Origin of the sequence: Ornithinibacillus xuwenensis, from assembly GCF_039614845.1 — a bacterium.
Taxonomy (GTDB): Bacteria; Bacillota; Bacilli; order Bacillales; family Amphibacillaceae; genus Ornithinibacillus; species Ornithinibacillus xuwenensis.
The window spans coordinates 1-26,392 of record NZ_JBDIML010000011.1 but is presented as its reverse complement, the minus strand read 5'-3'; the positions used below and the strand labels follow the sequence as shown (position 1 = coordinate 26,392).

Sequence of the window (26,392 nt, the reverse complement as noted above, 5' to 3'; positions counted from 1 at the left end):
ATATCGTTTTAATTTTTAGTCTTTTTAAAGGTAAAAAAAACGAAGAGGAAAAAATCCTCTTCGTAAGGCTATCCAGTTTAGTTGTTATTTCCATCACCGCTGCCATCGCCATTTCCATTACCATTTCCATCGCCGTTACCATCATCGTCACCATCACCATTTCCGGTACCGTCACCATTACCACCATCATCACCGGTTCCATCTTCAGCACCAGGATCTGGTTCTGTTTCAGGATTATCCTCATTTGGATCTTCACCTGTGACTGGCTCATCTGGTTCTTTTTCAGGTTCTGAAAAATCTCCTACTATAATTTCTTTCGATGGGCTTGATTCTAATCCAAAGTAATCAACAGCTTTAACATGATAAACACCTTTTCCGGAAGGGATTTTAAATGATTCCTCAATGTTATTCCCGATTAGTTGGAATTTGGCACCAGGTTCACTTGCCTTATATATTCGGTATCCGATAACATCCTTACTTCCAGATTTCTTCCATGTAAGTGAAGAACCACTTTGTTTAACAGAGGTTGGAGCGGATGGTGCTTTTCCATCATCCGTTAATTCATCTCCAATTTCTGTATTTGGGAGACTGATTTTCTCCCATGCTTCTTTTCTAAATGCTGGGAACAGCTGTGATAAATCATCCAACTTATCATATTCCATACGCTTTAGGAAGTCAGGATTAAAGGTTAGACCATCGTCCTGAACGAATTCCTTTGGTGTGTTTGGTCCTGCCAGAACTGCTTTACCATCAACCATTACATAGGAACCGCTAATTAAACTATCATCTACTACTGTCGGAACAAAGTTAGCATTAAATATATCGGTCGAAACTAATCCGGCCTCTGAACATAAATCAGATGCTAGCATACCAGATGTTGCACAGATACTACGGGATACAATTCCACCTGGCTGCTTAAATCTTTCTGTTGTTGCAACAAGATCTGGTCTTATTTCGGAGGCTGCATTGATTAGCTCAGCCCATAGCTTCAAATTACGATTTGAGTGGTATAGACACGAACTACATTCTAAGGATTGTGGTATGTCATACCCTAACCAGCTGCCCATAGTAACATTTGGATTAGATCCAACAAAATGAACATCTTCTGCGTTCTGAGATGTACCTGTTTTTCCTGCCCAATCCACACTTCGATATTTTAGCTGTGATTGTAGATAGGAAGCCGATCCTTCTGTAACGACATCTCTCATCATATCAAGTGTTAAATAACTGGTTTGCGGTGTAAATACTTCAACTGGCTCACTCTTGTGCTCATAAATAACCTCACCATCTTTATTAGTAATTTTATCAATCATATACGCATCAACAAAATTACCACCGTTTGCAAAGGTAACATAAGCATTTGTGTTTTCTTCAATTGTGATTCCATGTGTTGTACCACCAATTGCAAGAGCCGGATTTGCATATTCATTATTTAAAAGTGAGGTAATCCCCATCTTCTTCAAGTACTGATCAACTGGATTATCGTTCATGATTTGGGTGTATACTTTGATTGCTGGAACATTATAAGAATCTGTTAAATGATCCCGAACAGATAAAAGTCCATGATATCGGTTGTCAAAGTTATTTGGTGTATAGGTGCCTCCAGGAGTTTGCCAAGTGGTTTTAACATCTGCTACCGGAGTACCCGGTTGAACAATTCCTTTTTCCATTGCTGGAGCGTACACCAATATTGGCTTCATCGTACTACCATTAGGTCGAAGAGTTGAAGTCGCATAGTTTATTTGATTTTCAAGACTAAACTCTCGTCCACCAAGAAAACTAATAACTTTTCCGGTACTATTTTCAATAAGAATAGCACCTGTTTGTACTTGTTGTGTAATCTGAACTTTTTCCCCTGTATTCGGATCGTCTATGAACCCAGTCCAATCTGGTCCATAACTGTCAAAGTTTTTGGCAACCTCTTGGAAGGCATCATACACCTCTTTATCGATTGTTGAATGTATATTATAGCCATTTTGACGCAAGTCACGATTTGCCAAAATCAAATACTCTTCTTTTAATGCTTCATCTTCTTCTAAATCTGCTTTTGTATAGCCATCTTCCTCAGCAAGAATATACATAAGTATTTCCTTCGCTCGTTTTTCGAGTTCAAAAGTTAAATACGGATATTTTTCAATTGTTGTTTCCGTATCAGTGACGAAATCCGCAACAATATCATATTCTAATGCAGCTTCATATTCTTCTTTTGTAATGTATTCCATTTCATACATTCTACCGAGAACGGTTTTCATACGATTAATTCCTGGCAACATGCCTTCTTCACTCTTTAAGCCACCACTACTCTCAAAAGGCGTATAATAGGATGGGCTTTGTGGTAAACCAGCTAAATAAGCTGCTTGTGGAAGAGTTACCTCATCTGCATTTACTCCAAATATCTCCTGTGCTGCCGTTTGTACACCAGCAATGTTTCGACCATTTGCCCCACGTCCATAAGGAATAATATTCAAATATGCTTCTAAGATTTGATCCTTATTGAAAAACTGTTCTAAACGCAAGGCTAATAATATTTCTTTTGCTTTACGTTCAAAGGATACTTCGTTTGTAAGAATCTGGTTTTTGATTAATTGTTGGGTTAAGGTACTCCCACCAGATTTAACATCTGAGTTCGTAAATTCCTGTACTAAAGCACGAATAATGGCCTTTGGTACAATTCCCTCATGTTCGAAGAAAAATTCATCCTCCGTAGCAACAACTGCGTCTTGAAGGACTGGGGAGATTTTATCTAATGTGGTTTCTTCACGGTGTATATCGGACTGTATATCTCCGAAATATATATCTCCTGCAAAATACAATTTAGATGTTTCTTCATAATTATAGATGTCTTTTTCCATATTCTCATAGGATCGAATTGGTTCATCCTTTACGAGAGATGCAAAGTATCCAAAGCCAATTCCGGCACCAAAGAACATCCCGATGAATCCGATGACGAGAAAGAACAACAAAACATTCCAAACAACATCATATGTAATTCGAGATGAACGCTGTACCTTACCAGTGCTCCAGATAGATTTTATCTTCGCTCCAGTTTTATGGAGAAATTCTTTAAAATTCACGTTAAAACCTCCTAATATTCCAAGAGTAATTATAGCATAGTAGGGGGGAACGGGGTACAAGAAATTTGTAAATATTGATTGCATTTTCTAATTTAATGTGATAAGAATAAATAATAATAACTTATTGGCTAAGAAGGAAATAGTAGTGTTGCAAATCCCTATCCAAGAGAGCTGGTGGCTGCTGAGAACCAGTATATATTTGCAAGCGAAGTACAATTCCGGAGCTATTCTTTGTTGGTAATGATTCAATCAATAAAGACGGTGAAGTCATCGTTAACAACCCCAAAGTGGCAATTCATGTTGTAACAAGGGTGGTACCGCGTGTTAAAACTCGTCCCTTACTGATAGGGAAGGAGTTTTTTTGTTTTTATTAGAAACTATATTGGAGTGTGAATTTGATGGATCTTTTAAAAGATTTAGAAAAAAGAGGATTAGTTAATCAAGTTACGGATCATGAGGGGCTAACAAAGCATTTAACAGAAAATGAAGTAACTCTTTATTGTGGATTTGACCCAACAGCAGATAGCTTACATATTGGGCACTTACTACCACTAACCATCCTAAAACGATTCCAAAAAGCGGGTCACAAGCCTATTGCTTTAGTTGGCGGTGGAACGGGTATGATTGGAGATCCTAGTGGTCGTTCAACGGAGCGTTCCCTAAACACGGAAGAGGTAGTAAAAGGTTTTAGTGAAAAGCTTAAAAATCAAATTAAGAGCATTTTAGAAGTGGATAAGGATGAAAACCCTGTTGTTGTTCGTAACAACCTAGATTGGCTTGGAAGCATGACTGTAATCGATTTTTTAAGAGATGCTGGGAAACACTTTGGTGTAAACTATATGCTTGCCAAAGAATCTGTATCAGCTCGTATTGAGCAAGGAATTTCTTTCACAGAATTTAGTTATATGATTCTACAATCTCTAGATTTTCAAAAGCTTTTTGAACAAGAAAATTGTACCCTGCAAATTGGAGGTAGTGATCAGTGGGGAAATATTACTGCTGGTATGGAACTTATTCGACGTGCTAGAGAAAATGAAGATGAAGAGATTAAGGTATTTGGTTTGACTGTACCTCTTATCACAAAAGCAGATGGAACGAAATTTGGTAAAACTGCTGGAGGAGCTATCTGGTTAGACCCAGAAAAAACAAGTCCATATGAATTCTACCAGTTCTGGATTAATACTGATGATCGTGATGTCATGAAATTCTTACGTTATTTTACATTTTTATCAGAAGACGAGTTGGCTGAATTAGATAAGGAAGTAGAAAATCATCCAGAAAATCGTGTTGCACAAAAGCGTCTAGCAGAAGAAATGACAAGGGTAGTTCACAGTCAAAAAGCAGTAGAGCAAGCACAAAAAATTACAGCTTCTTTATTTAGTGGAGATTTAAAATCACTTTCTGCTAGTGAGATAGAACAAGGCTTTAAAGATGTGCCATCCTTCCAAGCAGATAAAGCGGATATTGGATTAGTAGACCTGCTCGTCAATGCAGGTATTTCCTCTTCCAAACGCCAAGCAAGAGAGGATATTACAAATGGTGCAATCTACATTAACGGTGAGAGACAACAAGCACTAGACTATGTTGTATCCGATTCGGATCGGTTGGAAGGGAAATTTACCATCATCCGTAGAGGTAAGAAGAAGTATTTCTTAATTCGCTACTAGAATAGATAAAGTAGAGACAGTTTCTTTAGGTACAACCTAGAGAGACTGTCTTTTATTATGTGGAGAAGTAATTGTCTAAATTAATTGGAAAAAAGTGAGCATTCATACCACCAGAATATTATGGTAAACTTAGTATGTTATAGGTAAAAGGAACTAAAAAAAATACATCAAGAAAGAAGGGATCAAATGAAAAATTTATTAGGGAAGTTATCAATGCTTTGGAAGGTAATGATCATTTTACCGTTTATCATTGTATTTTTAGCACTATTAACATTTATAAGCTACCAGAATGCATCAACGGAGTTAAATAATGCCATTGCTGAAAGAATGAAAACAAAATTAAGTGAAACAGTTGAAATAATCGATAAGAAACTAACAACGCATGAAAGAAACCTAGTAACGACGAAAGCTTTAGTAGAGTCCCAGACTTCTTTATTTACTAAACAGGCATATCGAGCATATTTTGAGAAGTTACTTCCAAGTAATGAAGAAACATTTGGAGTAGGAATCTGGTATGAGCCATTTACATACAGTGAGGATGAAGAGTTTTTCGCACCGTATGTTTATAAGGATGGAGATAATGTTGTTTATTCAGAGGATTATGAGGATCCATCTTATAATTATCCGGAAACGGACTGGTATGTCCAAGGAATGCAATCTGATGTTCCGGTTTGGACTGCTCCATATTATGATGAAACGCTAGGTCAAACATTTATTACGACTGCTGTTTCCTTCAATAACCAAGAGAAAAACATATCTGGAGTAATTACAAGCGATTATGTTCTGAACTCCATTCAAGCTGTCATTTCAGAGATACAGGTGGAGGATTCAGGCTATGCTGTACTTATTGATCAAGATGGTAATTTTTTAGCACACCCGGATCAAGAAAAACTGATGACTAGTAATCTAGCAGAAGATATAAAAAATGATGGAGAAGCAGTAGATGGTATTGTTTCAAAGGAAAATGGAAAAGAGATTGTACAAATAGCAGGATCTGAATACGAGGTACATTTTAAAACCTTACCAAAGGTTGGATGGAAGATTGTATTGTTTGCTCCTACTGATGAGTTATATGCATCACTACCGGTATTATTAAATAAGCTTATCATCACGAGTAGTATATTAATAATTTTCATTATCTTAATTGTCTTTTATATTGGAAAAACCGTATCCAAGGATGCAAATCGTATGAATGCCCAGCTAGAAATACTAGCTAGTGGTGACTTAACCAAAAGATTGGATACAAAATCGAAGGATGAATTTGGGCAGATGGGTCAGCACTTTAATCATTCTGTGAATTCTTTACAAAGTATGCTTTCCACGATTGCAAGTAGTACAGAGCATGTTGCAGCCACAGCTGAGCAATTATCTGCCAGCTCAGAAGAGATTAACTCCTCTGTAGAAGAAGTAGCCAATTCGATTCAAGATGTAGCTGACAATGCTTCATCACAAAGTGAGCTAGCTACTGAGTTATCACATTCTAGTAGTAATATGCATCACCATATGAACGATATGGCAAGCTCAGTTAAAAGCATGGAGGAAGAAGCGAATCATTCTACAAATCTTGCAAATAATGGAAGTGAGTTAGTAAAAGAAGTCGTTCATAAAATGAAAGAGCTAAATGAACAAATTTCTTCTTCATCTCAAATTATATTTGCTTTAGAAAGTAAATCGAATCAGATTGGACAAATGGCAAATTTAATAACAGATGTTACGGAGCAAACGAATTTATTAGCACTTAATGCAGCAATAGAGGCAGCAAGAGCAGGAGAGGCAGGTAAAGGATTTGCAGTTGTTGCCGAAGAAGTGCGTAAATTAGCAGAGCAGTCTGGACAAGCCTCTAAAGAGATTAACGAAATCATCGGAGGAATACAGAAGGAAGTATCTCAATCGGTTTCCATGATGAAGGATAGTCAACACATTGCTGATAAAGGTATTGAATCTGTCGAGAGAACTGGTGAGTCTTTTGGTCAAATTACCAATTCAATCTTCAGCCTATCTTCTAAAATTGCTATCCTAACAAAAGAGATGGATAGTGCTCTAGCTGATATGGAATCCATGAAAGACTTATCGAATAATGTACAAAATTATTCAACCAACACTAGTGACCATGCGCATAGTGTTTCTGCGGTCACAGAAGAACAGATGTCCATGATGGCTGAGGTTTCAAAGGCATCGGAATCACTAGCAGAATTAGCGCAACAGCTTCAAGAAGAAATGGGTAAATTTAATATTTAGGTTTAAAGCTGTCCAATTCGGACAGCTTTTCTTATGAGTTTTATCTTAAAACTGAATTAAAAAGTAAAGTTTGATATACATTCATTCTTATGGTAAAATGCTAAAAATTTATAGATTTTTAGGAGGATGATAGATGAGATTTGTTACCCTAACACAGGTTTATAATCATCGTATAGCTCAGAAGTATCTTTCTCGCTCAGGTATTGCTCATGCCATTGCTTGTGCTTATCACGCATTTCGCCTAGCAAAAGAGAAAAACGTATCGGTAGATCTTGCAACAAAATCCGCATTACTACATGACATGGGCCATTACACTTGGTATAGAAATGGCAGATGGGACTATGAATTATATAAACAGAATGATATTCACGCTATTAAAGGTGCAGAAAGAGCGCATAAATTATTAATCCGACTAGGAGAAAATCCAAAGCATGCCAAAGATATTGCCTATGCAATACTTTTTCATACGGATTCCTATATAAAGGATAGCTATATAAAGCGAACACCGCTACAGGAAATAACAAAAATAGCAGATGAAATGGATGAAGAGAAGGGAGGCTTGCATCATTATCGAAAAGTTGAGGAAAAAGAGGCAACAGAACTGATAGCACGGTTAGATGATTTCGTTGAAGAGGAAATGAAATCATCTAATTAGAGTTTTCGAACTACCAAAAAAGGCAATGCGTCAATCGACACATTGCCTACATAAATATTTCTGTTATGGAGCATTCCAAATTAAATCAAAAAAATGGATATCTTCATAACCATTGTTAGCATCGTAAACAAGTTGTTGACCTCGTTGTTTCCAAGCATTAGAAAGATTATCATCATTTTTTAAGGTAGCTAAGGCCGCTGCAATACCATATACTGCTCCAGATTCTATTTGATTTCCTAATCTTGAACTCCTGTTATATTTTCCAGAAATTAAATTATTATTTTCCCATTCTGTTTGAAGCCAAGTCCAAAATTCATCATTATCTAGACCAGTTTTTTCTAGTTGGATAGCGATTAGAAGTTGATCGACCATATGAACTTCTTCCATTGCTATAAAATCCTTATTTGTTACATCGTAAAACTCAGGAAAAAACAAATCACTAGATTCTGATACGGTATGATACAAATCATCCATCTTCTTAATAGAAATGGGTGTATCATCTCCAGAACCATAGCTGAAAACAACTCTTTGGCTGGCTTGCTTTTGCTCCCAGTCATAGAAATCCATAATTAAGCCATCATAAACCTGATATTTCTCAATGGTGCTGATGATATCTTTAGACAATGAATGCTTAGGACCAAGAATAGATAGAATTCTAGCATCATCAATCCAGGCATTCGATGACAATTTTTGATTTCCTTCGATTTTCCAGGATAGAAACGCCGCATTACCCTGATGTACCAGAAATTCATTAGTTACGGTTTCTATGAATGAAGCTAATTCTTCCGTCTTCTCGTGCTTCTGGAGCCAAGACATGTATAATCCGATGGACTCCAAGAGGTATTCATCATTATCGGTTGTCCCATAGGATCTAATTTTACCAGATGAATCTAAATAGTACGTACTTACAATTTTCATAAAGGTTTCTTCAGACATTTCATCACGTTGTTCAGTGTGGTTTAGATAATAGACAACAGACACTATAATACACAAAACTAGTGTGGTCATGACATGAATGATCCATTTTTTAGACATAAGGTTAAGCAGCTCGATTCTTAAAACGATTGGTTTTATCCCAGTTAATCGTTTCTTTTTTCACAAATCTCTTCCAATAATAAACAGCAGCACTTCGACCAAGAAGCACTACAAACAGTTGAGCATACGTAAAGTACATAATTAATGCGACAATCGTTTTTATCGGTGAAACTTCTTTGTCGACTACAATGACACCTATTAACTGCGTTGTATAAACAATATAACTCATAAACCAAAACATCAGAATAGGTGCGGAATACTTCGGTTCAAATAGATGAAATAAGCTTCCGATGAAAAACACATGGGAAAACAATAATAATAACGTAAAAAGCAAATAAACCATTAAATGCTGTACTGCATGATGAAATGCTTTATTAAGCCAAAACTTACGGGTGAAAAATAGTTTTTCTAGCAGATAAATATTCCCAATTAACCATCTAGTACGTTGTTTAATAAATGTTTTAAGTGTTTCTGGTTCTTGCTCCCAGGTCCGAGCTTCCGCTACCACTGGTAGTAAATAACCTCCTGCAGTAAGTCTAATGGTTAACTCTGCATCTTCGGCTAAGGCATATACATCGTAACCACCCAATTGTTCAATAATCTCACGTTTTAATAACATATTTGTTCCAGCAAGTGAGCCTATTTTAAACAGCTGCCATCTTCCACACTGCATTAAAAGTTGGAATACCTGGAATTCCAAAGCAATCATCTGTGTAAGAATATTCTTATTAGCATTTAATGTTTTCACATACCCAACTGCACCAGCTGCATTTGTGGTTTTTTCAGCAGCCTCGACTAAAAGACGAACTGCATCTGGCTCAGGCTGATTGTCTGCATCATAGACTAGAAAATACGTAGAATCAATAATTGAAAGCCCGTAGTTTAACACACGTGATTTTCCTCTTGGTTCACCAGGTGGTACTGGTACATAATGAATACGACTAAAGGTCCTTTGAAATTCCCTGCCTATTTCTGCTGTATTATCACTTGAACCATCATCGAGTAGAAAGACGTTTAGTTCACCAGGATAATCTAATCGACTCATTGCACTCAAGGTATCTTGAATCACCACGCCTTCATTGTGGGCTGGAATTAAGATAGAAACAGATGGATAGTGTTCAAGTTTGATGGGTGGCTTTTTTTTGTATCGAAAATATACTCCCGCTAACGTTAATATGGAATAAAATACTAAGAGAGCCCAAAAGAAGGCCATGATGATGATTAATATTGTGTTCAATTATTAAGCTCCCTTTCTCTTAAATAATTCATCTAACTTCTGTTCAAGATTTTTGAGTTCAAAAAGCTGAATCTCATAAGGCATTTGAACAAAATTTAGCGTCTTTTTCGTTCGCCCATTTATTCGATTCAGTACGACTTCTCGACCAGCTACATCGGTACTCTGCAGTAGAATCAACACTTCGGCCTCTGTAGGAGAGGTTACTAGGTCGTATTCTGCCCGCACACTGTCGAGGCAGCATTTAATAAACTCTTGGCGCAAGGATCTTCTAACGGGTAATGGGATATCCTTTTTAATCTTAAAATATAATAATTGACCAATTTCTCCTCTTCTGCGCATCCCAGTCTCTATTAACACGCCTCTTTCTCTAAACTCTTGGAGCGATAGAGCATTTGTACCTGGGTCGAATTTTTCAAGCTCTCTTATTCGCTTTTGCATCTCCAAATTGGTTTGAACAAATGATTTTATATCATGTACAGTAAGCCATGTAAGTAGCATGGAGCCTGTTAACATCAAATGGTAACAGATTAATGGATACTGTCCTTCGTCAAATAATTCATTTGCAAACGCATATACGGTTAATCCAAAACCATAGATGAGCATGGAAGCTAGAAATAATAAGAAATTAATACCAGTTTTAAAAAACATCATGGTAATGAGAAGTAGAACAATGAATGTAATATGAATGATGGATGTAGGAAAAGGAAGTAATAGTTGGGAAGCGAGGCCTATTCCCCATAAACCCATTAACCAATATAGACGGGTGTTTTTCACGATGATGCTCCTTCTTGTTGTATATTAGATAGTATTTTTCGTAGTAAGTAAATTTTTAAAGAACTAGTAGATTATAGCACATAAAAATCATGCAAGGTTACTTGAATTTTACTAAAAGTAGAATTTATTTTTTCTATTGATATTGCTTAAGAATAAGAAGTGAGTGAGGAAATAGGAGGTTGAAATAATAAAAGAAACCTATAAATTCTGTTTTAAAAAATAGATAGGATTTATTTACCATTATATTGGTATTATTAACCAGAATAGAATTAGCCTATCTCATAACTTTGTACATATAACATTTTTCTGGAATAGAAGTATACAATAATTCTGAGCACTTCATAAAATATATAAATATAAAGGCCCGAAATCCTTATTATCAAGGAGTTCGGGCCTTTTCTTATTAACGAGAATAGAATTCTACGATTAATTGTTCTGAGATTTCAGATGGAAGTTCAGAGCGTTCAGGTAAACGATTGAAAGTTCCTTCTAATTTATCAGCATCAAATGTTAGATATTCTGGTACAAAGTTGTTAACTTCGATTGCCTCTTTCACGATATCAAGATTTCTTGATTTTTCGCGAAGACCAATTGTTTGACCAGGTTTTACAAGGAATGATGGAATATCAACGCGTGATCCATCAACTGTCACGTGACCGTGGTTTACAAGCTGACGAGCTTGTCTACGAGTACGTGCAAGACCTAAACGATAAACTAGGTTATCAAGGCGAGAGTCAAGAAGAACCATGAAGTTTTCACCATGAACACCTTTCATTTTACCAGCTTTATCAAATAGATTACGGAATTGACGCTCGTTTAATCCATACATAAAGCGTAGTTTTTGTTTTTCTTGTAATTGTAGACCATACTCAGAAAGCTTTCTGCGTTGGTTTGCTCCATGTTGCCCAGGAGCGTAAGGGCGTTTATCTAGCTCTTTGCCAGTTCCAGTTAATGAAATGCCAAGACGACGTGATTTTTTCCATACGGATCCAGTATATCGTGCCATAGGACATTTCCTCCTTTTTATTTTATTTGCATAAAATAAAATCCAACCGTGATTCGCATCCGCACGCCATTATGTTTTCATGTACCATCGCTCCAGCAGCAGAGAGTTACACGATACACCTCTAATTTGAGGAACAAAATGGACGAGTGGTGATTCACTTAGGCTGCCATATATTTTACACAAAGAATAGTATATAATTTTTTTGTAATGAAGTCAAACATTCTTTATAATATTACTATTGCTATTCCGAAACATTCTAGGGTGATTGAGTAACGTGATAACGAATAGCGATACTATATAATAAAACTAAATGAATTCAAAATGGTAGGAGCCCTGTTATAGGTGATGATAGATGATGAATGAACAAAACGATAGAGAAAAAATACAATCCATATACTACAATTTACTAACTACGCTATCGCCTAATAGTAGGAAAGTTTTCTATTCGCAGCTTGGCGAAGGAATTAAAGGCTTATTGGATAGTGTGTTTGCCGAAATCTACATGTTCGACTTTTGGAATAAAAGATTTGAACTGGTGTCGATTGAAGATAGTCTGTATTTAAATAAATATATTGAGGATAGTAATTATTTTTACCGAGATATAATTATTGATGGTGTTTCTGCTCCAGCATTTCCTGTGGATGACATATTTACAAGAGATTTACCTGAGATAAGTTATAAGATTGTAGCCCTTCACCCAGAGATTGGACCTGTAGGGTTCATTATCTTAGGAGAAAGAATTGAAAACACCGTTTCCGATAGCGCGTTATTACAATTGAAGGAAGAAACAGAAAAGCTACTATCGCATATTTACCGGCTTGCACACGCAAAATCTAATGAAGAAAAGAATCGGTTCCTTTTTGAGACAACGTCACAATTTTTTACGTTAACAAACAAAACAGATATTTTCACAGAAATTATTACATCGATACGGAAGTTTTATCCTAATTTAGATTATTATTTATTATTATCACAGGACCATGATAAGACGTCTTCACTGCCAATTAAAGCACTTAAATTTAGTGATGACGCTACAAAACATGTAAGTGAACAGGCGTTTATTAATGGAGAGTTACAAATTGAAGATCGTATTCAAGAAAAAAGCACCTGTATTTATGCACCTTTGAAGGGGTATCAAGGTGTATATGGGGTCTTGCAGATTATTTCTCCGACTATTATTGAAATACCTGAATATGAGATTGAATTTATTACGAATTTTGGGAATGCAGCTGGAAAGGCAATTGAAAATGTAACCTTATATCAGTCCTCAAAACACTTGGTATCCGACCTTCAACTAATCAATAATATTACACATGAATTAAATTCAAATCTTAATGTAAATGAAATTACGAATTTAGTGAAGGAGCAAATAATTCGAAGCAGTCTTGCACAAGAAGTTGGGTTTATTTATAAAACCCAAGAGCTCGCTCATAAATTTGAGGTGTTAGAGGGAAGCACTTCTTATTTTAATACAGTTCAAGGACGTGGATTCATTCGATATTTAGCAGAGGATATGATTTCTCGTAAAGAGGGGATTTTCTCTGGTGACTATAAAAATCCTGATTTGCAAATTCCTTATCGTTCAGTGATGGTTTTACCAATGGAGAATTCAGGGGAAATTAATGGATTTGTTGTTGTTTTACACGAGAAATCCTATGCGTTCTCGTTTGATAAATATAAGCTGTTACAATTGTTAGTACGTCCCTCGACCCTAGCATTTGTTAACACCATTCTAAAGGAACAATTACAAAAGGCAGCCTCCACCGATTATTTGACTCAGTTGTATTCGCGAAATTATATGGATGAAAAGATTGTACAGCACATGGAATCTGGTGAGATGGGTACTTTAATACTTTTTGATATTGATGATTTTAAAAAGATCAATGACACACATGGACATTATGTGGGTGATGAAGTAATTAAACAAGTTGCTGATATCATCATGTCTAGTATTGATGAACGGGATGTTCCGGCTAGATGGGGTGGAGAAGAGCTAGCGATTTACCTACCAAATACACTTATAAATGAAGGGCTACAGCTTGCAAAAAATATTGGTAATCAAGTTGAGAATTTTACAGAGCCTCGGGTTACGTTGTCAGCTGGTGTTTCTTCATGGTCAGGAAAATCTGAGGATTCTGCAAGAGATTTTTTTATCCGTGCAGATAAAGCGTTATATGAAGCAAAAAGCTTTGGAAAGAATTGTGTCGTAAAATGTGAGGAACTCAAACATGAAAAAGGTGATTAAGAGGTTTTCTTAATCACCTTCTTCATGTTATAGATGTTTTGTTAATGCTTCTACGAATTTCTCCAGATATAGCTGATCTGTTTCATCAAATCGATTTAATGAAGGGCTGTCAATATCTAAGACACCCATTATTTGATCATCTTTTATGATCGGTACAACAATTTCAGATTTACTTGCACTATCACACGCAATGTGGCCAGGGAACTGATCAACATCTTCAATTCGTAGTGTTTTTCGTTCTTTTACTGCTGTTCCACATACTCCTTTTCCATTAGGGATACGAATGCACGCTGGCAGACCCTGAAATGGTCCAAGAACAAGCTGATCTTCTTTCCATAAATAAAAGCCAACCCAATTAATATCATCAAGGAATTGGTTGAGCAAAGAAGACGCATTGGCAAGGTTTGCTACCTTATCTGTTTCACCGTCAAGTAAAGCCGATAACTGTTTGATAACAAGTTCATAATCTTTTACTTTATTTCCAGAATACATGGTTGATTGAAACATATTTGATTCTTCCTTTCTATTACAAATTAACAAAATTATCATGTAAAATAATGCAGGAGATTTTCTCTCTTTGTCGTAATTATGATATAAAAGAAATAATTGCATTATTAAAATAGGTGAGGAGTTGATATCAATGAAAGAGACCCCTACAAAAAGAAAAATAGTTGAGACAGCTTCGACCCTTTTTTATCAAAAAGGTTTTCATGGTACATCTGTCCGTGACATTGCTGAAAAGGCCTCTGTAAATGTCTCTTCTATAAGTTATTACTTTAAGGGAAAACAAGGTCTTTTGGAATATGCAATAGCCAATTATTATGAAGAATATTTACAACTCATTGAGACAACTCTGGAACAATCAATGGATGACGAGCCTATTGAAAGATTAAAAAATTTAATACACCATATTATACAGTACAAACATATAAATCTACAATTATCCTGTTTTATTCATCGTGAGCTATCAATGGATTCTGTTTTTGTCCGTGAGATGGCAGTTACGTATCTAGCGAAAGAGAACTATATCATTGGAAATGCATTTTCTCTTGTGTTCAAAGATAAAAAAGAAGATAAATATAAGCTGGATCGACAGTTCTTATTAATGCAGCTAAAAGGAATGCTAGTGACACCTTATGTATTACAAAATGAATGGAGAAGTCAAATTGTTGGTGACTATTCACATTCACTATTTGTCAATAAATATGTACAAACGATTCACAAGTGGTTAGCGTACATTTCTGAATAAGGAAGAATACCAAAGGTTGTATCATGCAACCTTTTTTCATTTTTTAATTGTTGAAAAGGTAAAAATAGAAGCAAAGCTATCATTTTATGACAAAAATATCAAAAAATCTCCTTTTTATTTGATTTTTTTAGCCAAAAATCGTCTATACATGGTATTATTAGGATTATACAATTATGCTAATGAATCTTTAAATAGAGAGATAAATAGATGAGAACATCTTCTTTGGATTTTTAGGGGGCTTTTTTTATGGAGATTATTATTGGAATTATACTTGTGATTATCGCACTTATTATTATAAGCCTTATTATGAGGAAAAGAGTATATGATTTTGTGGATCGACTAGAGAGTTGGAAATTAGATATTATGAATCGAAATATTTCAGCTGAGCTATCACGAATTAAAAAGTTGAATTTATCTGGGGAGACACAAGAAAGATTTGAATCCTGGAAGGAACGCTGGGAAATGATCCTATCAAAGGAATTACCAGATATTGAAGAATACCTATTCGATGCAGAAGAAGCCGCAGATCGTTTTCGTTTTTCAACTGCCAAAAAGACCCTTCGTAAAACAGACCAAATCTTACAGTCCATCGAAAAAGATATCGAAAAAATTCTTAGTGAACTAGATGAGCTTGTTGATTCAGAGGAATCTAGCCGTAAAGAGGTAGAATATATACAGCCTACTATTAAGGGATTACGGAAAAAAATAGCACAAAATAGATTTCAATATGGAAAAGCCGAAGTTCGATTTGAGGTAGAAATCGATGAACTGAATGAGAAACTTGGTCAATATCATGATTTAGTTGACGCTGGTAATTATATAGAAGCAAAAGAACTAGTCGAAACAATTAAAGATGATTTAGAGCTTTTAGAAGTGGAAATTGAAGAGTTTCCAGAAATATACCGAGCTTGCAAGCAAGAAATTCCTTCCCAAATTGACGACTTATACGCTGGGATAAGAGAGATGAAAGAAGAAGGATTCAGAATTGATCAACTTGGATTTGAGAAAGAATTACAAGGCTACCAACAACGTCTATTAGATTGTGTGAATGCATTAGAGAAGGGAAATGCCTCTGAAGCTAAAACTTTACGTGTAGAAATTGAGGATAGGGTTCAGGAGATGTATCAACTGCTTGAAAAAGAAGCGATTGCGAAGAATTATATGGACACACAAGTAGCTAGTTATCAGAATTCGATGAAAGAAATCGCAGCATCCTTTGAAGATACAAAGGAAGAAGTTGAAACATTAAAGCAAACTTATTATTTCGACGATCAAGACATGGAGAAGTATTTAACGTTAGATAAAAACATTACGCAATTACAAAAATTATATGAAGAAATAGTGGAAGGCCTAGATGACGATACGATTCCACACTCTGAATTACGATCACAGCTAGAAGCAGGATTTAATCAGTTACAGAGTATTCAGGAAAAACACCAAGATTTCAAAATGAGCGTCTATAATCTAAGAAAAGATGAATTAGAAGCGAAGGAAAAGCTTTTTGATATTCGAGAGCAAATAAATGAAGCAAATCGTAAAATTAAAAAAAGTAATATCCCTGGTGTTCCTGGATTTATCTGGAATACGATGGAAGAGGCAACAGAAAAAAGTAATCATGTTTTAAAAACTCTCGAAAAAAGTCCGTTAGATATTGCGGAGGTTCAAAGAGCACTATCGGATGCAAAAGCAAGTGTTGAATTGGTCATGGAGCAGACAGATGTCATGCTCGATCAAGCCAACCTGACTGAGCAAGTTATTCAATATGCAAATCGCTATCGAAGTAAGTATCCGCTACTTGCTGCTAAACTGGCAGAAGCGGAATCACTATTTAGAAGCTACGACTATGAACTTGCTTTGGAACAAGCTGCAAGAGCATTAGAAGAAGTAGAACCTGGTGCATTAAAACGAATTGAGGAGAATCAATTAATTCTAAATTAAGCAATTTTAAAAGCTGTTTAATAAAGGGCTGCTTTAGGAAATAGATTAACTTTCCTAAAGTCAGCCCTCCGTTTTGTGATTATAGGACTAATACAAATAGATAGAAATACTTGGCATATTTTCTAGCAAAGGGGAGAACATCATGATCTATTTAGATAATAGTGCAACAACAAAACCAAATCCAGAAGTGTTAAAAAGCTTTCAACAGGTTTCGCAAAGTTTTTTTGCAAATCCATCTTCTATTCATCAGCTAGGTGGTGAAACGGAAAAACTTCTAATAAAATCGAAGCAGCAGGCGGCGGATTTATTACAAGTACATGAGGATGAAATTGTATTTACATCTGGTGGTACTGAGGGAAATAATCTCGCTATTAAAGGTATCGCTTTCGAACATCAAGGAAGAGGTAAACATATAATCACTTCTGAAATTGAGCACCCTTCTGTCTATGAAGCATGTAAAAGCTTGGAATCACTCGGTTTTGATATCACATATTTACCTGTGAATCATAATGGTGTAGTATCAGTAGAGGATGTTGAGCGAGCTATCCGTAAAGATACTATCCTAATCAGTATTATGCATGTGAATAATGAGCTTGGTTCGATTCAACCGATTCAAGAAATAGGCAAGGTTGCAAAAAAACATCCAAAGTTATTCTTCCACGTCGATTATGTCCAGGGGTTAGGAAAACTGCCGATAATGCTTCATAATAGCGGCATTGATCTTTGCACCATGTCTGGTCATAAAATACATGGGTTAAAGGGTACTGGAATTCTCTACTTGAGAAGAGGTGTGAAATTATTTCCGCTTTTTCACGGTGGTGAGCAAGAGCGAAAGATTCGTTCTGGTACAGAAAATTTAGCAGGAGCAGTTTCATTTGTTAAAGCACTACGACTAATTATGATTCGTGAATCAAGTGAACGAACAAACCTGTTTCAGTTGCATCAATATTTACGGTCAGAACTGGACATGATTGATGGTATTGAAATTAATACACCAAAAGAATCTGCACCTCATATTATGAATTTCTCAATACCTGGTTTAAAGCCTGAAGTTATGATTCATACATTGGGTAAGCAGGGGATTTTCATATCAACTAAATCTGCTTGCTCTTCCAAGGACTTAGATGAGAGTAGGATCATAAAAGCATGTGGTTTCAAGGAAGCAAGGTCAAAATCTGCGCTTCGTGTTAGTCTAACGTATGATAATACTTTAGAAGAAATAAATGAATTTTTGAGTAAACTAAAAGAAGCATTAAAACAACTAAAAGACGTAATGGAGTAGATAATATGCAATTTGATCATATATTAATTCGCTATGGAGAATTAGCGTTAAAAGGAAAGAATCGTAAGAAGTTTGTTGAGAAGCTACAACATAATATCCGTCAAAAGCTAATGGAATTCTCAGATGTACGAGTAAAGCGAACACAAGGAAGAATGTTTGTTTTATTAAATGGTCATGATCCTCATGAAGTTATTAAGAAATGTAAAAATATTTTTGGTATACACAGTTTTAGCTTAGCGATAAAGGTTGAAAATGACCTGGAAAAGATAAAGGATGCAGCATTATATGCGCTTATGAACGCTGAAGAGGTTTCAACGTTTAAAGTAACAGTTAAGCGAATTAATAAAGCTTTTCCAGTTCGTTCACAAGAGTTAAATCATATAATCGGTGGACATCTATTAACGAACACAGAAAACATAACAGTAAATGTCCACAAGCCTGATTTAGAAGTCAAAGTAGAAATCCGACAAGAAGCGACTTATATTACTTCCGGTGTTGTACGTGGAGCAGGTGGATTGCCTGTAGGCACATCTGACAAGACCTTGCTTTTATTATCAGGAGGGATTGATAGTCCTGTTGCAGGATACTTGGCAATGAAACGTGGGGTAGAGATAGAGGCAATTCATTTCCATTCCCCACCATTTACAAGTGAACGTGCAAAGCAAAAGGTTCTAGATTTAGCTGAAAAACTAACGAGCTATGGATCGAAGATAAGAATTCATATTGTTCCTTTCACAAAGCTCCAGCAACGAATCTTTCAAGAAACACATGATGGATATGGGATGACCGTTATGCGTCGGATGATGCTGCGAATAAGTGAGCGTGTTTGTCAAAACGAAGGCATTCTTTCCATGACAACCGGTGAGAATTTGGGACAAGTTGCCAGCCAGACGATGACAAGTATGAACACAATTAATGAAGTAACGAATTATCCGATTATTAGACCGTTAATCACAATGGATAAAGATGAGATTATTGATATTTCAAGAGAAATTGACACTTTTGATATTTCTATTCGACCATATGAAGATTGTTGTACGATATTTGTACCAAAATCACCTAAAACCAAGCCAAAGCGTGATCGGGTAAATTATTATGAATCAAAGTTTGATTATGAAGCGTTATTAAATGAAGCGATTGATGGTATTGAAGTAATTGAGGTTACGGATAAGAAGAAGGTAGAAGATGCCTTCGAAGGATTGTTCTAATAGAAAAGTCTTGCTAAATTAGAAACACTTACCAATATTATTTATGAATGAAATCCCTCCTTTCCACACAATATAAGCGTACCAAGGAGGTGAAATACCATGGCAAACAACAATAGTTCAAATCAACTAGTAGTACCTGGTGCTCAACAAGCATTAGATCAAATGAAGTATGAGATTGCTCAAGAATTTGGTGTTCAACTTGGTGCTGACACAACTTCTCGTGCTAACGGTTCTGTTGGTGGAGAAATCACTAAGCGTTTAGTTCAAATGGCTGAACAACAATTTGGTGGAATTCAAGGTTAATAAAAATTAAATAGTATAAATGGCTAAGGGCTATTCTCTAGGAGAATAGCCCTTTACTATTACATAGCAAAAACCAACACAACAAACTTTCACTTAACTTGGATAATAAATGGAAACTTGTGGCAAACTATCCATATTAATTTTCGATGGAGATGGGAGTATGGTTTGGATATTTGTTGTATTGTTTCTCATCATTATCTTTATCATTTTACTTTTACTTAAAATCAAGATAAAGGTGTCGTATAGCTATCAGAAGGATTCCCATCAAATCATGATTACCGTATATTTAATTCGAATAAAAATTTTTCAACGAAAAATCGACTTTAATGCGAAGAGAAAAGATACGCACGAACAGAAAGACTTTCTCGACGTGATTAAAGAGATAAGGGGTCATGATGAGATTGCTGATTTTAAGCAGCTGTTAAAAACACTAAAGCAGCGATTAATGGAAGCCAAAAATGCCATGATTACAGTGATGAATAACTTATCTATTCATCAATTAACCTGGAAAACCCAATTTGGGACAGGGGAGGCAAGTAGCACAGGGGTAACTTCGGGGGGAATATGGATGATCAAAGGTACATTGATTGGCATGATGTATGAAATGACCAATTTTAAATGTGAACCTCAAATTGCTGTTATACCTTATTTTCAGCAAAAAGGCTTGCAATCACAAATTGATTGCATTGTATCAATACGTTTAGGAAAAGCTATATACACAGTTATGCAAGTGCTACGCTACACTAATATAAACAATGAAGCATACATTTAATACTGTTTTAAAGGAGGAATAAAGATGGAAGAACATCCTATTCAAGGGCTAATGACAACTGCAATGGAAAATTTAAAGGACATGATCGAAGTGAATACAATTATTGGTGATCCAGTTGAATCACCAGATGGTAGTGTTATCATCCCAGTTTCAAAGCTAGGCTTTGGTTTTGCAGCGGGAGGAAGTGAATTTGTATCTGGAAATTCACAAGGAGGAGACTCTAGTGATGCTGTTCTCCCATTTGGGGGTGGTAGTGGAGGCGGAGTGTCAATTACGCCTGTAGCATTTCTAATTGTTAGTCCAAAGGGTATTAAAATGGTTCACCTTGATGAAAATACACATATTTACGAGAAAATGATTGATTTTGCTCCAAAAGCAGTTGAAAAAATTCAGCAACTATTGAAAGAGAGCAATATAGGAAAAGGCCTTAAGAAAGAAGAAAAAGAATCAAAAGGAAAAGAAGATAAGGGACAAGAGAAAGATACTAAGAAAGAAAAGGAAGTTCCTAAAGAAAAAGAGGAAAATAAAGACAAGAAACCCGAAGAAAAGGAAAAGTCGGATAAGAAAGATCCAAGCTCTGATGAATCCCCTTCAATTTACGATATATAGCTCTTCAAATGCTAGTTCTGCACGTTGATTATGTACGTGCACTTTTTCTTTTTACTGGACATCAGCATTTATTTTACTCATAATGACAGGTGAACAAAATCGATTAGGAGGAATGATTATGGCAAATGTTACATTCCATCAAGATCCAGTTACATTAATAGGAAATGAGGTTAAGGTTGGGGATAGTGCTCCGGACTTTAAGATTCTAACGAATGACCTTCAAGAAAAAACACTAGCAGATTATAAAGGGAAAATTAAATTAATCAGTGTTGTTCCATCTATTGATACTGGAGTATGCTCCATTCAAACCAATCGTTTTAATGAGGAAGCACACAAGCTAGATAATGTACAAGTCCTAACGGTAAGTATGGACTTACCTTTTGCGCAAAAACGCTGGCGAGAGGTTAATAAAGTGGAAACGTTAGAATTGCTTTCTGATCATCTTGAAGGTGACTTTGGAGAGAAGTATGGTGTGCTAATTAAAGAATTACGTTTACTAGCAAGATCTATATTTGTAGTCGATTCAAATGATAAGGTTATATATGTAGAATATGTTAGTGAAGTATCGAATCATCCAGATTATGAGAAGGCACTAGAAGCAGCTGCAAATGTAAAATAGATAGAAGGAAAAAGTCTCCCTTTGTTTAAGAATAAGGGAGGCTTTTGCTTGTAATCTTCCTTGAAAATTCATTATTTTGTACAGATGCACACACTATTTGGTACAATATAACGGGTCTGATAGGAACGGAGGATTAAAAATGGAAAAAACAAGAGTTGAAGTTTTGTTTGAATGGCTGGATGAGACAGCTCAAATAATTGAGCATCACTTACATGAGCCATATTTAGATAGCCTAGTTATTGCACTTGAGACGTTATTCTTTCAAGGTGCAGATGAATCGATGGATGATATTCTAACGCATAAGTTACATACTGCCTTAACTCGTATTGAAACGGAAGAATATAAGCCTGAAGAAATTCGTAAGGCAATTCAATTCGCAGTCCTTAAAGGAATGAAGGATACAACACAACAGCAGCATGAAATTACACCAGAAGCTGTTGCATTAATTGTAGGTTATCTTGCTCAAAAGCTAACAGAAGGTCGTAAAGATATTCGTTTATTCGATCCTGCAAGTGGTACTGGCAATTTGTTAACAACTGTAATGTCACATTTAGAACATTCAGTTGAGGCATTTGCAAGTGAGGTAGATCAAACGTTAATTCAGTTGGCATTAGTAAGTGCAAATCTCCAAAAGACAGAAATTGAATTCTTCCATCAGGATAGTTTACGTCCATTCTTGCTAGATCCAGTTGATTTAATTGTTTCTGATTTACCAGTTGGATACTATCCAGATGATATTCGGGCAAGTAATTATGAGTTAAAAGCAGAGGAAGGTCATTCCTATGCCCACCACTTATTTATTGAGCAGAGTATGAACTATACAAATGCTGGTGGTTATTTAATGTTTATTGTTCCGAATTTTATTTTCGATAGTGAGGCTTCAGACAAGTTGCACCTGTATCTTCAAAAACATGCACATATTATTGGGGTTATTCAATTACCTGAAAATGCATTTAAATCAGAGAAAAATGCAAAATGTATTTTAATCTTAGAGAAGAAGGGGAAAAATACGGAAGGACCAAAACAACCACTGTTAGTTCAGCTGCCTTCTCTAAAAAACACACGTGCAATGGAAGACATATTAGGAAAAATGAACAATTGGTTCAAAAATTATAAAAGCTATGATAGCAACTAGGAGTGAAACAACTATGAGTAATGTATTAGCAATTAATGCTGGGAGCTCATCACTTAAATTCCAGCTAATCCGAATGCCAAAAGAAACCGTTGTGGCGAAAGGCCTCGTAGAAAGAATAGGCTTACCAGAAGCGGTATTCACATTTGAAGTAGATGGTAATAAGGATAAACAAGTAACGGATATACCTAATCATGAGGTTGCGGTTAAGCTTCTATTAGAAAAGCTGACTGAATCAGGTGTGATTAAGTCCCTAGATGAAATTAATGCAGTCGGTCATCGTGTCGTACATGGTGGAGAAAAATTCAATGATTCCGTGCTTATTTCAGAAGAAGTAATTCAAGAGATTGAGGAGATTTCAGAGCTTGCTCCTTTGCATAATCCTGCTAATTTAACAGGTATCCGTGCGTTTAGAGACGTGATTCCAAATGTACCAATGGTTGCCGTATTTGATACAGCATTTCATCAAACAATGCCACCTCAATCCTATTTATATAGCTTGCCATATGAATATTATGAAAAGTATGGAATTCGTAAATATGGTTTTCATGGAACTTCCCATAAATATGTTTCGCAGCGTGCATCTGAATTAATGGGTAGACCGTTAGAGGATTTACGATTAATATCCTGCCACCTCGGGAACGGTGCAAGTATAGCTGCAATTAAAGGTGGAGAAGCACTTGATACTTCCATGGGATTTACTCCTTTAGCAGGTGTAACAATGGGAACTCGTTCCGGTAACATTGATCCAGCTTTAATTCCATATATTATGGAAAAAACGGGTAAAACTGCAGAAGAGGTCGTAAATGTCTTAAATAAAGAAAGTGGTATGTTAGCATTATCAGGATTTTCTAGTGATTTACGTGATATTGAGCAACATGCCGGTGATAATAAACGTGCCGAATTAGCTCTAAATGTTTTCGCAGGAAGAATCCATAAATACATTGGCTCTTACGCAGCGAAGATGTCAGGTGTTGATGCTGTCATTTTCACTGCTGGTGTTGGAGAGAATAGTGATACGATTCGCTCAAAAGTACTAAATGGTTTAGAATTTATGGGTATTTACTGGGATCCTGTTTTAAATCATGCTGCACGTGGTAAGGAACAATTTATTAGCTACCCTCATTCACCTGTTAAGGTAATTGTTATTCCGACAAATGAAGAAGTAATGATAGCACGAGATACAATTAGACTATCTCAATAAGGAAAAAGGTTTTGATATGAATCGTACATATCAAGACCTTTTTTGTTCATCGCACTACTAATACATCGCAAGCTGCGTGTCTTGTTATGCTTTCTGAAACACTTCCAATCAAAAAGCGTTCTACCGCATTCATTCCAGTTGCCCCACAAATGATTAAGTCAGCCTCAAACATTTGTGCAATATCCCTAGCTATTTTAATCTTTGGTGATCCATATTCAATACAACGGGAGATATTGGTAATGCCGATTTCCTTCGCGTTTTCAACATAACTATCGACTAAGTCCTTTGCATAATCATCTGCACGATCTGCAAGCGTTCGATCATAAGCTTCTGCCGTTGCGAAAGAGCGAGAATCAACAACGTGCGCGAGTATAAGATGGGCATTATTACGTTTTACGATATCTATTGCTTTGGCAAAGGCATTTTCTGATGCCTCAGAACCATCGATTGCAACCACAATATTCTTATATTCATATCTCAAGTTACTATCCCCTTTCTGTATTTATAATTATTATACAATAAAGCGCTTTCATTTGGTAAAAGTAAACATGCTTTTAATTCGTATTTCTGTACAAACTATTAATGGAGGTGAGCTTAATGGCCAAGAAGAAGAACAAGCACACATTATTTGAAGACCATCAAGGTGTAGCAGCAGTACAGAATCAATTATTTGAGAGCTACCAAAGCGGTGTTGTAGAAGATCAACTGCATAATAACCGTGATATATGGACATTTAATAATAGAAAGGCCTAAGGCGTAATCCTTCCAAACAATCTACCCTTTAAAATAAGGGTAGATTGTTTTATTATTTTTCGGTATTCTCATTATATAGTATTTATTTTTAGTATTTTTTGGTACAATGAAAGTGCTTACATTATGATAAGGGAAGGTGTTCCAAATGAAGATAGGAATTCCAAGAGAGATAAAAAACAATGAAAATAGGGTAGCGATTACACCAGCTGGGGTACTTACCTTAAAAAATGCGGGGCATGATATTTTCATCGAAACAGATGCCGGAACTGGATCTGGCTTTACAGATGAACACTATATTCAAGCAGGTGCTCATATTGTGGAAACTGCAAAGGAAGCATGGTCACAACAGATGGTCATGAAAGTGAAAGAGCCACTTCCTGAAGAATATAATTATTTTTATGAGGGAATGATTTTGTTTACATATCTTCACTTAGCAGCAGAACCATCATTAACCCGTGCCTTAATTGAAAAGAAAGTAATTGGAATAGCATATGAAACGGTTCAGCTACAAAACGGGTCCCTTCCATTACTTACTCCAATGAGTGAGGTTGCGGGACGAATGGCTGCACAAATTGGTGCACAGTTTTTAGAGAAATCCAAGGGTGGTAAAGGTATCCTTCTGGCTGGTATACCAGGGGTTAAACGTGCCAAGGTAACGATAATTGGTGGTGGAGTAGTCGGTACAAACGCTGCCAAGATTGCAGTAGGACTTGGTGCGAATGTTACCATCTTAGATTTAAACCCGGAAAGACTTCGTTATTTAGATGATACGTTTGGTGCATCCATCAATACTATGATGTCAAATCCGATGAATATTGCCGACTCAATCGCTGATTCAGACCTTGTAATTGGTGGTGTGTTAATCCCTGGTGCAAAAGCACCAAAGCTTGTATCAGAGGATATGGTTATGCAAATGACTGAGGGGTCAGTTATTGTTGATGTAGCCATTGATCAAGGTGGTATTTTTGAAACAGTTGATCGCATTACAACACATGATAATCCAACCTATAGCAAACATGGTGTATTGCATTACTCTGTTGCGAATATGCCTGGTGGTGTACCGCGAACATCAACTATTGGACTAACAAATGTAACGGTACCATACGCACTACAAATTGCGAACAAAGGATATAAAGAAGCTTGCTTATATAACCCGGCGTTATTAAAGGGTCTTAATACAATGGAGGGTTATGTAACTTATGAGGCTGTAGCTCAAGCGCATGGGCTGGAATACCGTTCTTCAGAAGTATTATTTGGTTAATAAAAAGAGGCTGGGACATAACTAGCCAAAAATAAATGAAAAGTGGTTCCAAACATCAAAAAATGATGATTGGAACCATTTTTCGTTGGTTTATTTTCAATATCCATTGGTAAATTAAATGTTTGGGCGGC

At 36.1% G+C, this 26,392-nt stretch carries 23 protein-coding genes and 1 other annotated feature; of the genes, 16 read left to right on the top strand and 7 right to left on the bottom strand.

Going from position 1 to position 26,392, the window contains the following annotated elements:
* Nucleotides 1-77: 77 nt before the first annotated feature.
* Nucleotides 78-3,074 carry a transglycosylase domain-containing protein gene (locus tag ABC228_RS18495; RefSeq protein WP_345826662.1) on the bottom strand — a complete coding sequence of 999 codons (2,997 nt, stop codon included), beginning with the start codon at nucleotides 3,072-3,074 and terminating at the stop codon, nucleotides 78-80.
* 121 nt (nucleotides 3,075-3,195) lie between these two features.
* Nucleotides 3,196-3,416: a binding site (T-box leader), on the top strand.
* 56 nt (nucleotides 3,417-3,472) lie between these two features.
* Here ABC228_RS18495 and tyrS point away from each other — a divergent pair.
* The 3 genes from tyrS (at nucleotide 3,473) to ABC228_RS18480 (ending at nucleotide 7,634) form a co-directional block, all read left to right on the top strand.
* On the top strand, nucleotides 3,473-4,741 hold the full coding sequence (gene tyrS, locus ABC228_RS18490) for a tyrosine--tRNA ligase (RefSeq protein ID WP_345826661.1): 1,269 nt from the start codon (nucleotides 3,473-3,475) through the stop codon (nucleotides 4,739-4,741).
* Between the two features lie 186 nt (nucleotides 4,742-4,927).
* On the top strand, nucleotides 4,928-6,979 hold the full coding sequence (locus ABC228_RS18485) for a methyl-accepting chemotaxis protein (RefSeq protein ID WP_345826660.1): 2,052 nt from the start codon (nucleotides 4,928-4,930) through the stop codon (nucleotides 6,977-6,979).
* A gap of 133 nt (nucleotides 6,980-7,112) precedes the next feature.
* A complete protein-coding gene (locus ABC228_RS18480) occupies nucleotides 7,113-7,634 on the top strand; it encodes an HD domain-containing protein (RefSeq protein WP_345826659.1) in 522 nt (173 codons plus the stop codon).
* A 63-nt stretch (nucleotides 7,635-7,697) separates the two neighbouring features.
* Here ABC228_RS18480 and ABC228_RS18475 read toward each other — a convergent pair whose 3' ends face one another.
* The 4 genes from ABC228_RS18475 to rpsD all read right to left on the bottom strand — a co-directional run bounded on the left by ABC228_RS18475 (nucleotide 7,698) and on the right by rpsD (nucleotide 11,686).
* Nucleotides 7,698-8,669 (bottom strand): hypothetical protein, encoded by a 972-nt coding sequence (locus ABC228_RS18475; RefSeq protein WP_345826658.1) that lies wholly within the window; start codon nucleotides 8,667-8,669, stop codon nucleotides 7,698-7,700.
* A 4-nt stretch (nucleotides 8,670-8,673) separates the two neighbouring features.
* Complete coding sequence (locus tag ABC228_RS18470; RefSeq protein WP_345826657.1) at nucleotides 8,674-9,906, bottom strand: glycosyltransferase family 2 protein; 1,233 nt, start codon at nucleotides 9,904-9,906, stop codon at nucleotides 8,674-8,676.
* Nucleotides 9,907-9,909: 3 nt separating this feature from the next.
* Entirely contained in the window at nucleotides 9,910-10,680 is a 771-nt protein-coding gene (locus ABC228_RS18465; RefSeq protein WP_345826656.1) for a hypothetical protein, read from the bottom strand.
* 403 nt (nucleotides 10,681-11,083) lie between these two features.
* Nucleotides 11,084-11,686 (bottom strand): 30S ribosomal protein S4, encoded by a 603-nt coding sequence (gene rpsD, locus ABC228_RS18460; protein WP_345826655.1) that lies wholly within the window; start codon nucleotides 11,684-11,686, stop codon nucleotides 11,084-11,086.
* Nucleotides 11,687-12,038: 352 nt separating this feature from the next.
* Here rpsD and ABC228_RS18455 point away from each other — a divergent pair, with 352 nt between their 5' ends.
* A complete protein-coding gene (locus ABC228_RS18455; protein WP_345826654.1) occupies nucleotides 12,039-13,931 on the top strand; it encodes a sensor domain-containing diguanylate cyclase in 1,893 nt (630 codons plus the stop codon).
* Between the two features lie 27 nt (nucleotides 13,932-13,958).
* Here the strand turns inward: ABC228_RS18455 and ABC228_RS18450 are convergent, their stop codons facing one another.
* Nucleotides 13,959-14,438: a GAF domain-containing protein gene (locus tag ABC228_RS18450; RefSeq protein WP_345826653.1), complete on the bottom strand. Its 480-nt coding sequence runs from the start codon at nucleotides 14,436-14,438 to the stop codon at nucleotides 13,959-13,961.
* A 133-nt stretch (nucleotides 14,439-14,571) separates the two neighbouring features.
* Between ABC228_RS18450 and refZ the strand changes: the two genes are divergently transcribed.
* The 10 genes from refZ to ABC228_RS18400 all read left to right on the top strand — a co-directional run bounded on the left by refZ (nucleotide 14,572) and on the right by ABC228_RS18400 (nucleotide 24,247).
* Complete coding sequence (gene refZ, locus ABC228_RS18445; RefSeq protein ID WP_345826652.1) at nucleotides 14,572-15,180, top strand: forespore capture DNA-binding protein RefZ; 609 nt, start codon at nucleotides 14,572-14,574, stop codon at nucleotides 15,178-15,180.
* 246 nt (nucleotides 15,181-15,426) lie between these two features.
* Nucleotides 15,427-17,118, top strand: a complete 1,692-nt coding sequence (gene ezrA / locus ABC228_RS18440; RefSeq protein ID WP_345826651.1) for a septation ring formation regulator EzrA — start codon at nucleotides 15,427-15,429, stop codon at nucleotides 17,116-17,118.
* A gap of 142 nt (nucleotides 17,119-17,260) precedes the next feature.
* Nucleotides 17,261-18,400 (top strand): cysteine desulfurase family protein, encoded by a 1,140-nt coding sequence (locus ABC228_RS18435; RefSeq protein WP_345826650.1) that lies wholly within the window; start codon nucleotides 17,261-17,263, stop codon nucleotides 18,398-18,400.
* Between the two features lie 5 nt (nucleotides 18,401-18,405).
* Entirely contained in the window at nucleotides 18,406-19,608 is a 1,203-nt protein-coding gene (gene thiI / locus ABC228_RS18430) for a tRNA uracil 4-sulfurtransferase ThiI (RefSeq protein ID WP_345826649.1), read from the top strand.
* A gap of 99 nt (nucleotides 19,609-19,707) precedes the next feature.
* Nucleotides 19,708-19,911, top strand: coding sequence for an alpha/beta-type small acid-soluble spore protein (locus tag ABC228_RS18425; protein ID WP_345826648.1), 204 nt, complete (start codon nucleotides 19,708-19,710; stop codon nucleotides 19,909-19,911).
* Between the two features lie 160 nt (nucleotides 19,912-20,071).
* Nucleotides 20,072-20,683: a DUF2953 domain-containing protein gene (locus ABC228_RS18420; protein ID WP_345826647.1), complete on the top strand. Its 612-nt coding sequence runs from the start codon at nucleotides 20,072-20,074 to the stop codon at nucleotides 20,681-20,683.
* 24 nt (nucleotides 20,684-20,707) lie between these two features.
* Nucleotides 20,708-21,292 (top strand): GerW family sporulation protein, encoded by a 585-nt coding sequence (gene ytfJ / locus ABC228_RS18415; protein WP_345826646.1) that lies wholly within the window; start codon nucleotides 20,708-20,710, stop codon nucleotides 21,290-21,292.
* Nucleotides 21,293-21,410: 118 nt separating this feature from the next.
* Entirely contained in the window at nucleotides 21,411-21,911 is a 501-nt protein-coding gene (tpx, locus tag ABC228_RS18410; protein WP_345826645.1) for a thiol peroxidase, read from the top strand.
* A gap of 139 nt (nucleotides 21,912-22,050) precedes the next feature.
* Complete coding sequence (locus ABC228_RS18405) at nucleotides 22,051-23,046, top strand: class I SAM-dependent methyltransferase (protein ID WP_345826644.1); 996 nt, start codon at nucleotides 22,051-22,053, stop codon at nucleotides 23,044-23,046.
* Between the two features lie 13 nt (nucleotides 23,047-23,059).
* Complete coding sequence (locus ABC228_RS18400) at nucleotides 23,060-24,247, top strand: acetate kinase (RefSeq protein WP_345826643.1); 1,188 nt, start codon at nucleotides 23,060-23,062, stop codon at nucleotides 24,245-24,247.
* 46 nt (nucleotides 24,248-24,293) lie between these two features.
* Here ABC228_RS18400 and ABC228_RS18395 read toward each other — a convergent pair whose 3' ends face one another.
* Nucleotides 24,294-24,728 (bottom strand): universal stress protein, encoded by a 435-nt coding sequence (locus tag ABC228_RS18395; RefSeq protein ID WP_345826642.1) that lies wholly within the window; start codon nucleotides 24,726-24,728, stop codon nucleotides 24,294-24,296.
* Nucleotides 24,729-24,844: 116 nt separating this feature from the next.
* Between ABC228_RS18395 and ABC228_RS18390 the strand changes: the two genes are divergently transcribed.
* Nucleotides 24,845-25,000: a hypothetical protein gene (locus ABC228_RS18390; protein ID WP_345826641.1), complete on the top strand. Its 156-nt coding sequence runs from the start codon at nucleotides 24,845-24,847 to the stop codon at nucleotides 24,998-25,000.
* A 145-nt stretch (nucleotides 25,001-25,145) separates the two neighbouring features.
* Nucleotides 25,146-26,261, top strand: a complete 1,116-nt coding sequence (gene ald / locus ABC228_RS18385; RefSeq protein WP_345826640.1) for an alanine dehydrogenase — start codon at nucleotides 25,146-25,148, stop codon at nucleotides 26,259-26,261.
* Nucleotides 26,262-26,392 lie beyond the last annotated feature (131 nt).

What these genes read in the sequence shown, in the direction of transcription:
- ABC228_RS18425 (WP_345826648.1), top strand. Translation starts at nt 19,708, where the DNA reads ATGGCAAACAACAATAGTTCAAATCAACTAGTAGTACCTGGTGCTCAA.
- ald (WP_345826640.1), top strand. Translation starts at nt 25,146, where the DNA reads ATGAAGATAGGAATTCCAAGAGAGATAAAAAACAATGAAAATAGGGTA.
- ezrA (WP_345826651.1), top strand. Translation starts at nt 15,427, where the DNA reads ATGGAGATTATTATTGGAATTATACTTGTGATTATCGCACTTATTATT.
- ABC228_RS18480 (WP_345826659.1), top strand. Translation starts at nt 7,113, where the DNA reads ATGAGATTTGTTACCCTAACACAGGTTTATAATCATCGTATAGCTCAG.
- tpx (WP_345826645.1), top strand. Translation starts at nt 21,411, where the DNA reads ATGGCAAATGTTACATTCCATCAAGATCCAGTTACATTAATAGGAAAT.
- ABC228_RS18455 (WP_345826654.1), top strand. Translation starts at nt 12,039, where the DNA reads ATGATGAATGAACAAAACGATAGAGAAAAAATACAATCCATATACTAC.
- ABC228_RS18390 (WP_345826641.1), top strand. Translation starts at nt 24,845, where the DNA reads ATGGCCAAGAAGAAGAACAAGCACACATTATTTGAAGACCATCAAGGT.
- tyrS (WP_345826661.1), top strand. Translation starts at nt 3,473, where the DNA reads ATGGATCTTTTAAAAGATTTAGAAAAAAGAGGATTAGTTAATCAAGTT.
- ABC228_RS18400 (WP_345826643.1), top strand. Translation starts at nt 23,060, where the DNA reads ATGAGTAATGTATTAGCAATTAATGCTGGGAGCTCATCACTTAAATTC.
- thiI (WP_345826649.1), top strand. Translation starts at nt 18,406, where the DNA reads ATGCAATTTGATCATATATTAATTCGCTATGGAGAATTAGCGTTAAAA.
- ABC228_RS18420 (WP_345826647.1), top strand. Translation starts at nt 20,072, where the DNA reads ATGGTTTGGATATTTGTTGTATTGTTTCTCATCATTATCTTTATCATT.
- ABC228_RS18405 (WP_345826644.1), top strand. Translation starts at nt 22,051, where the DNA reads ATGGAAAAAACAAGAGTTGAAGTTTTGTTTGAATGGCTGGATGAGACA.
- ABC228_RS18435 (WP_345826650.1), top strand. Translation starts at nt 17,261, where the DNA reads ATGATCTATTTAGATAATAGTGCAACAACAAAACCAAATCCAGAAGTG.
- refZ (WP_345826652.1), top strand. Translation starts at nt 14,572, where the DNA reads ATGAAAGAGACCCCTACAAAAAGAAAAATAGTTGAGACAGCTTCGACC.
- rpsD (WP_345826655.1), bottom strand. Translation starts at nt 11,686, where the DNA reads ATGGCACGATATACTGGATCCGTATGGAAAAAATCACGTCGTCTTGGC.
- ABC228_RS18485 (WP_345826660.1), top strand. Translation starts at nt 4,928, where the DNA reads ATGAAAAATTTATTAGGGAAGTTATCAATGCTTTGGAAGGTAATGATC.
- ABC228_RS18450 (WP_345826653.1), bottom strand. Translation starts at nt 14,438, where the DNA reads ATGTTTCAATCAACCATGTATTCTGGAAATAAAGTAAAAGATTATGAA.
- ytfJ (WP_345826646.1), top strand. Translation starts at nt 20,708, where the DNA reads ATGGAAGAACATCCTATTCAAGGGCTAATGACAACTGCAATGGAAAAT.
- ABC228_RS18475 (WP_345826658.1), bottom strand. Translation starts at nt 8,669, where the DNA reads ATGTCTAAAAAATGGATCATTCATGTCATGACCACACTAGTTTTGTGT.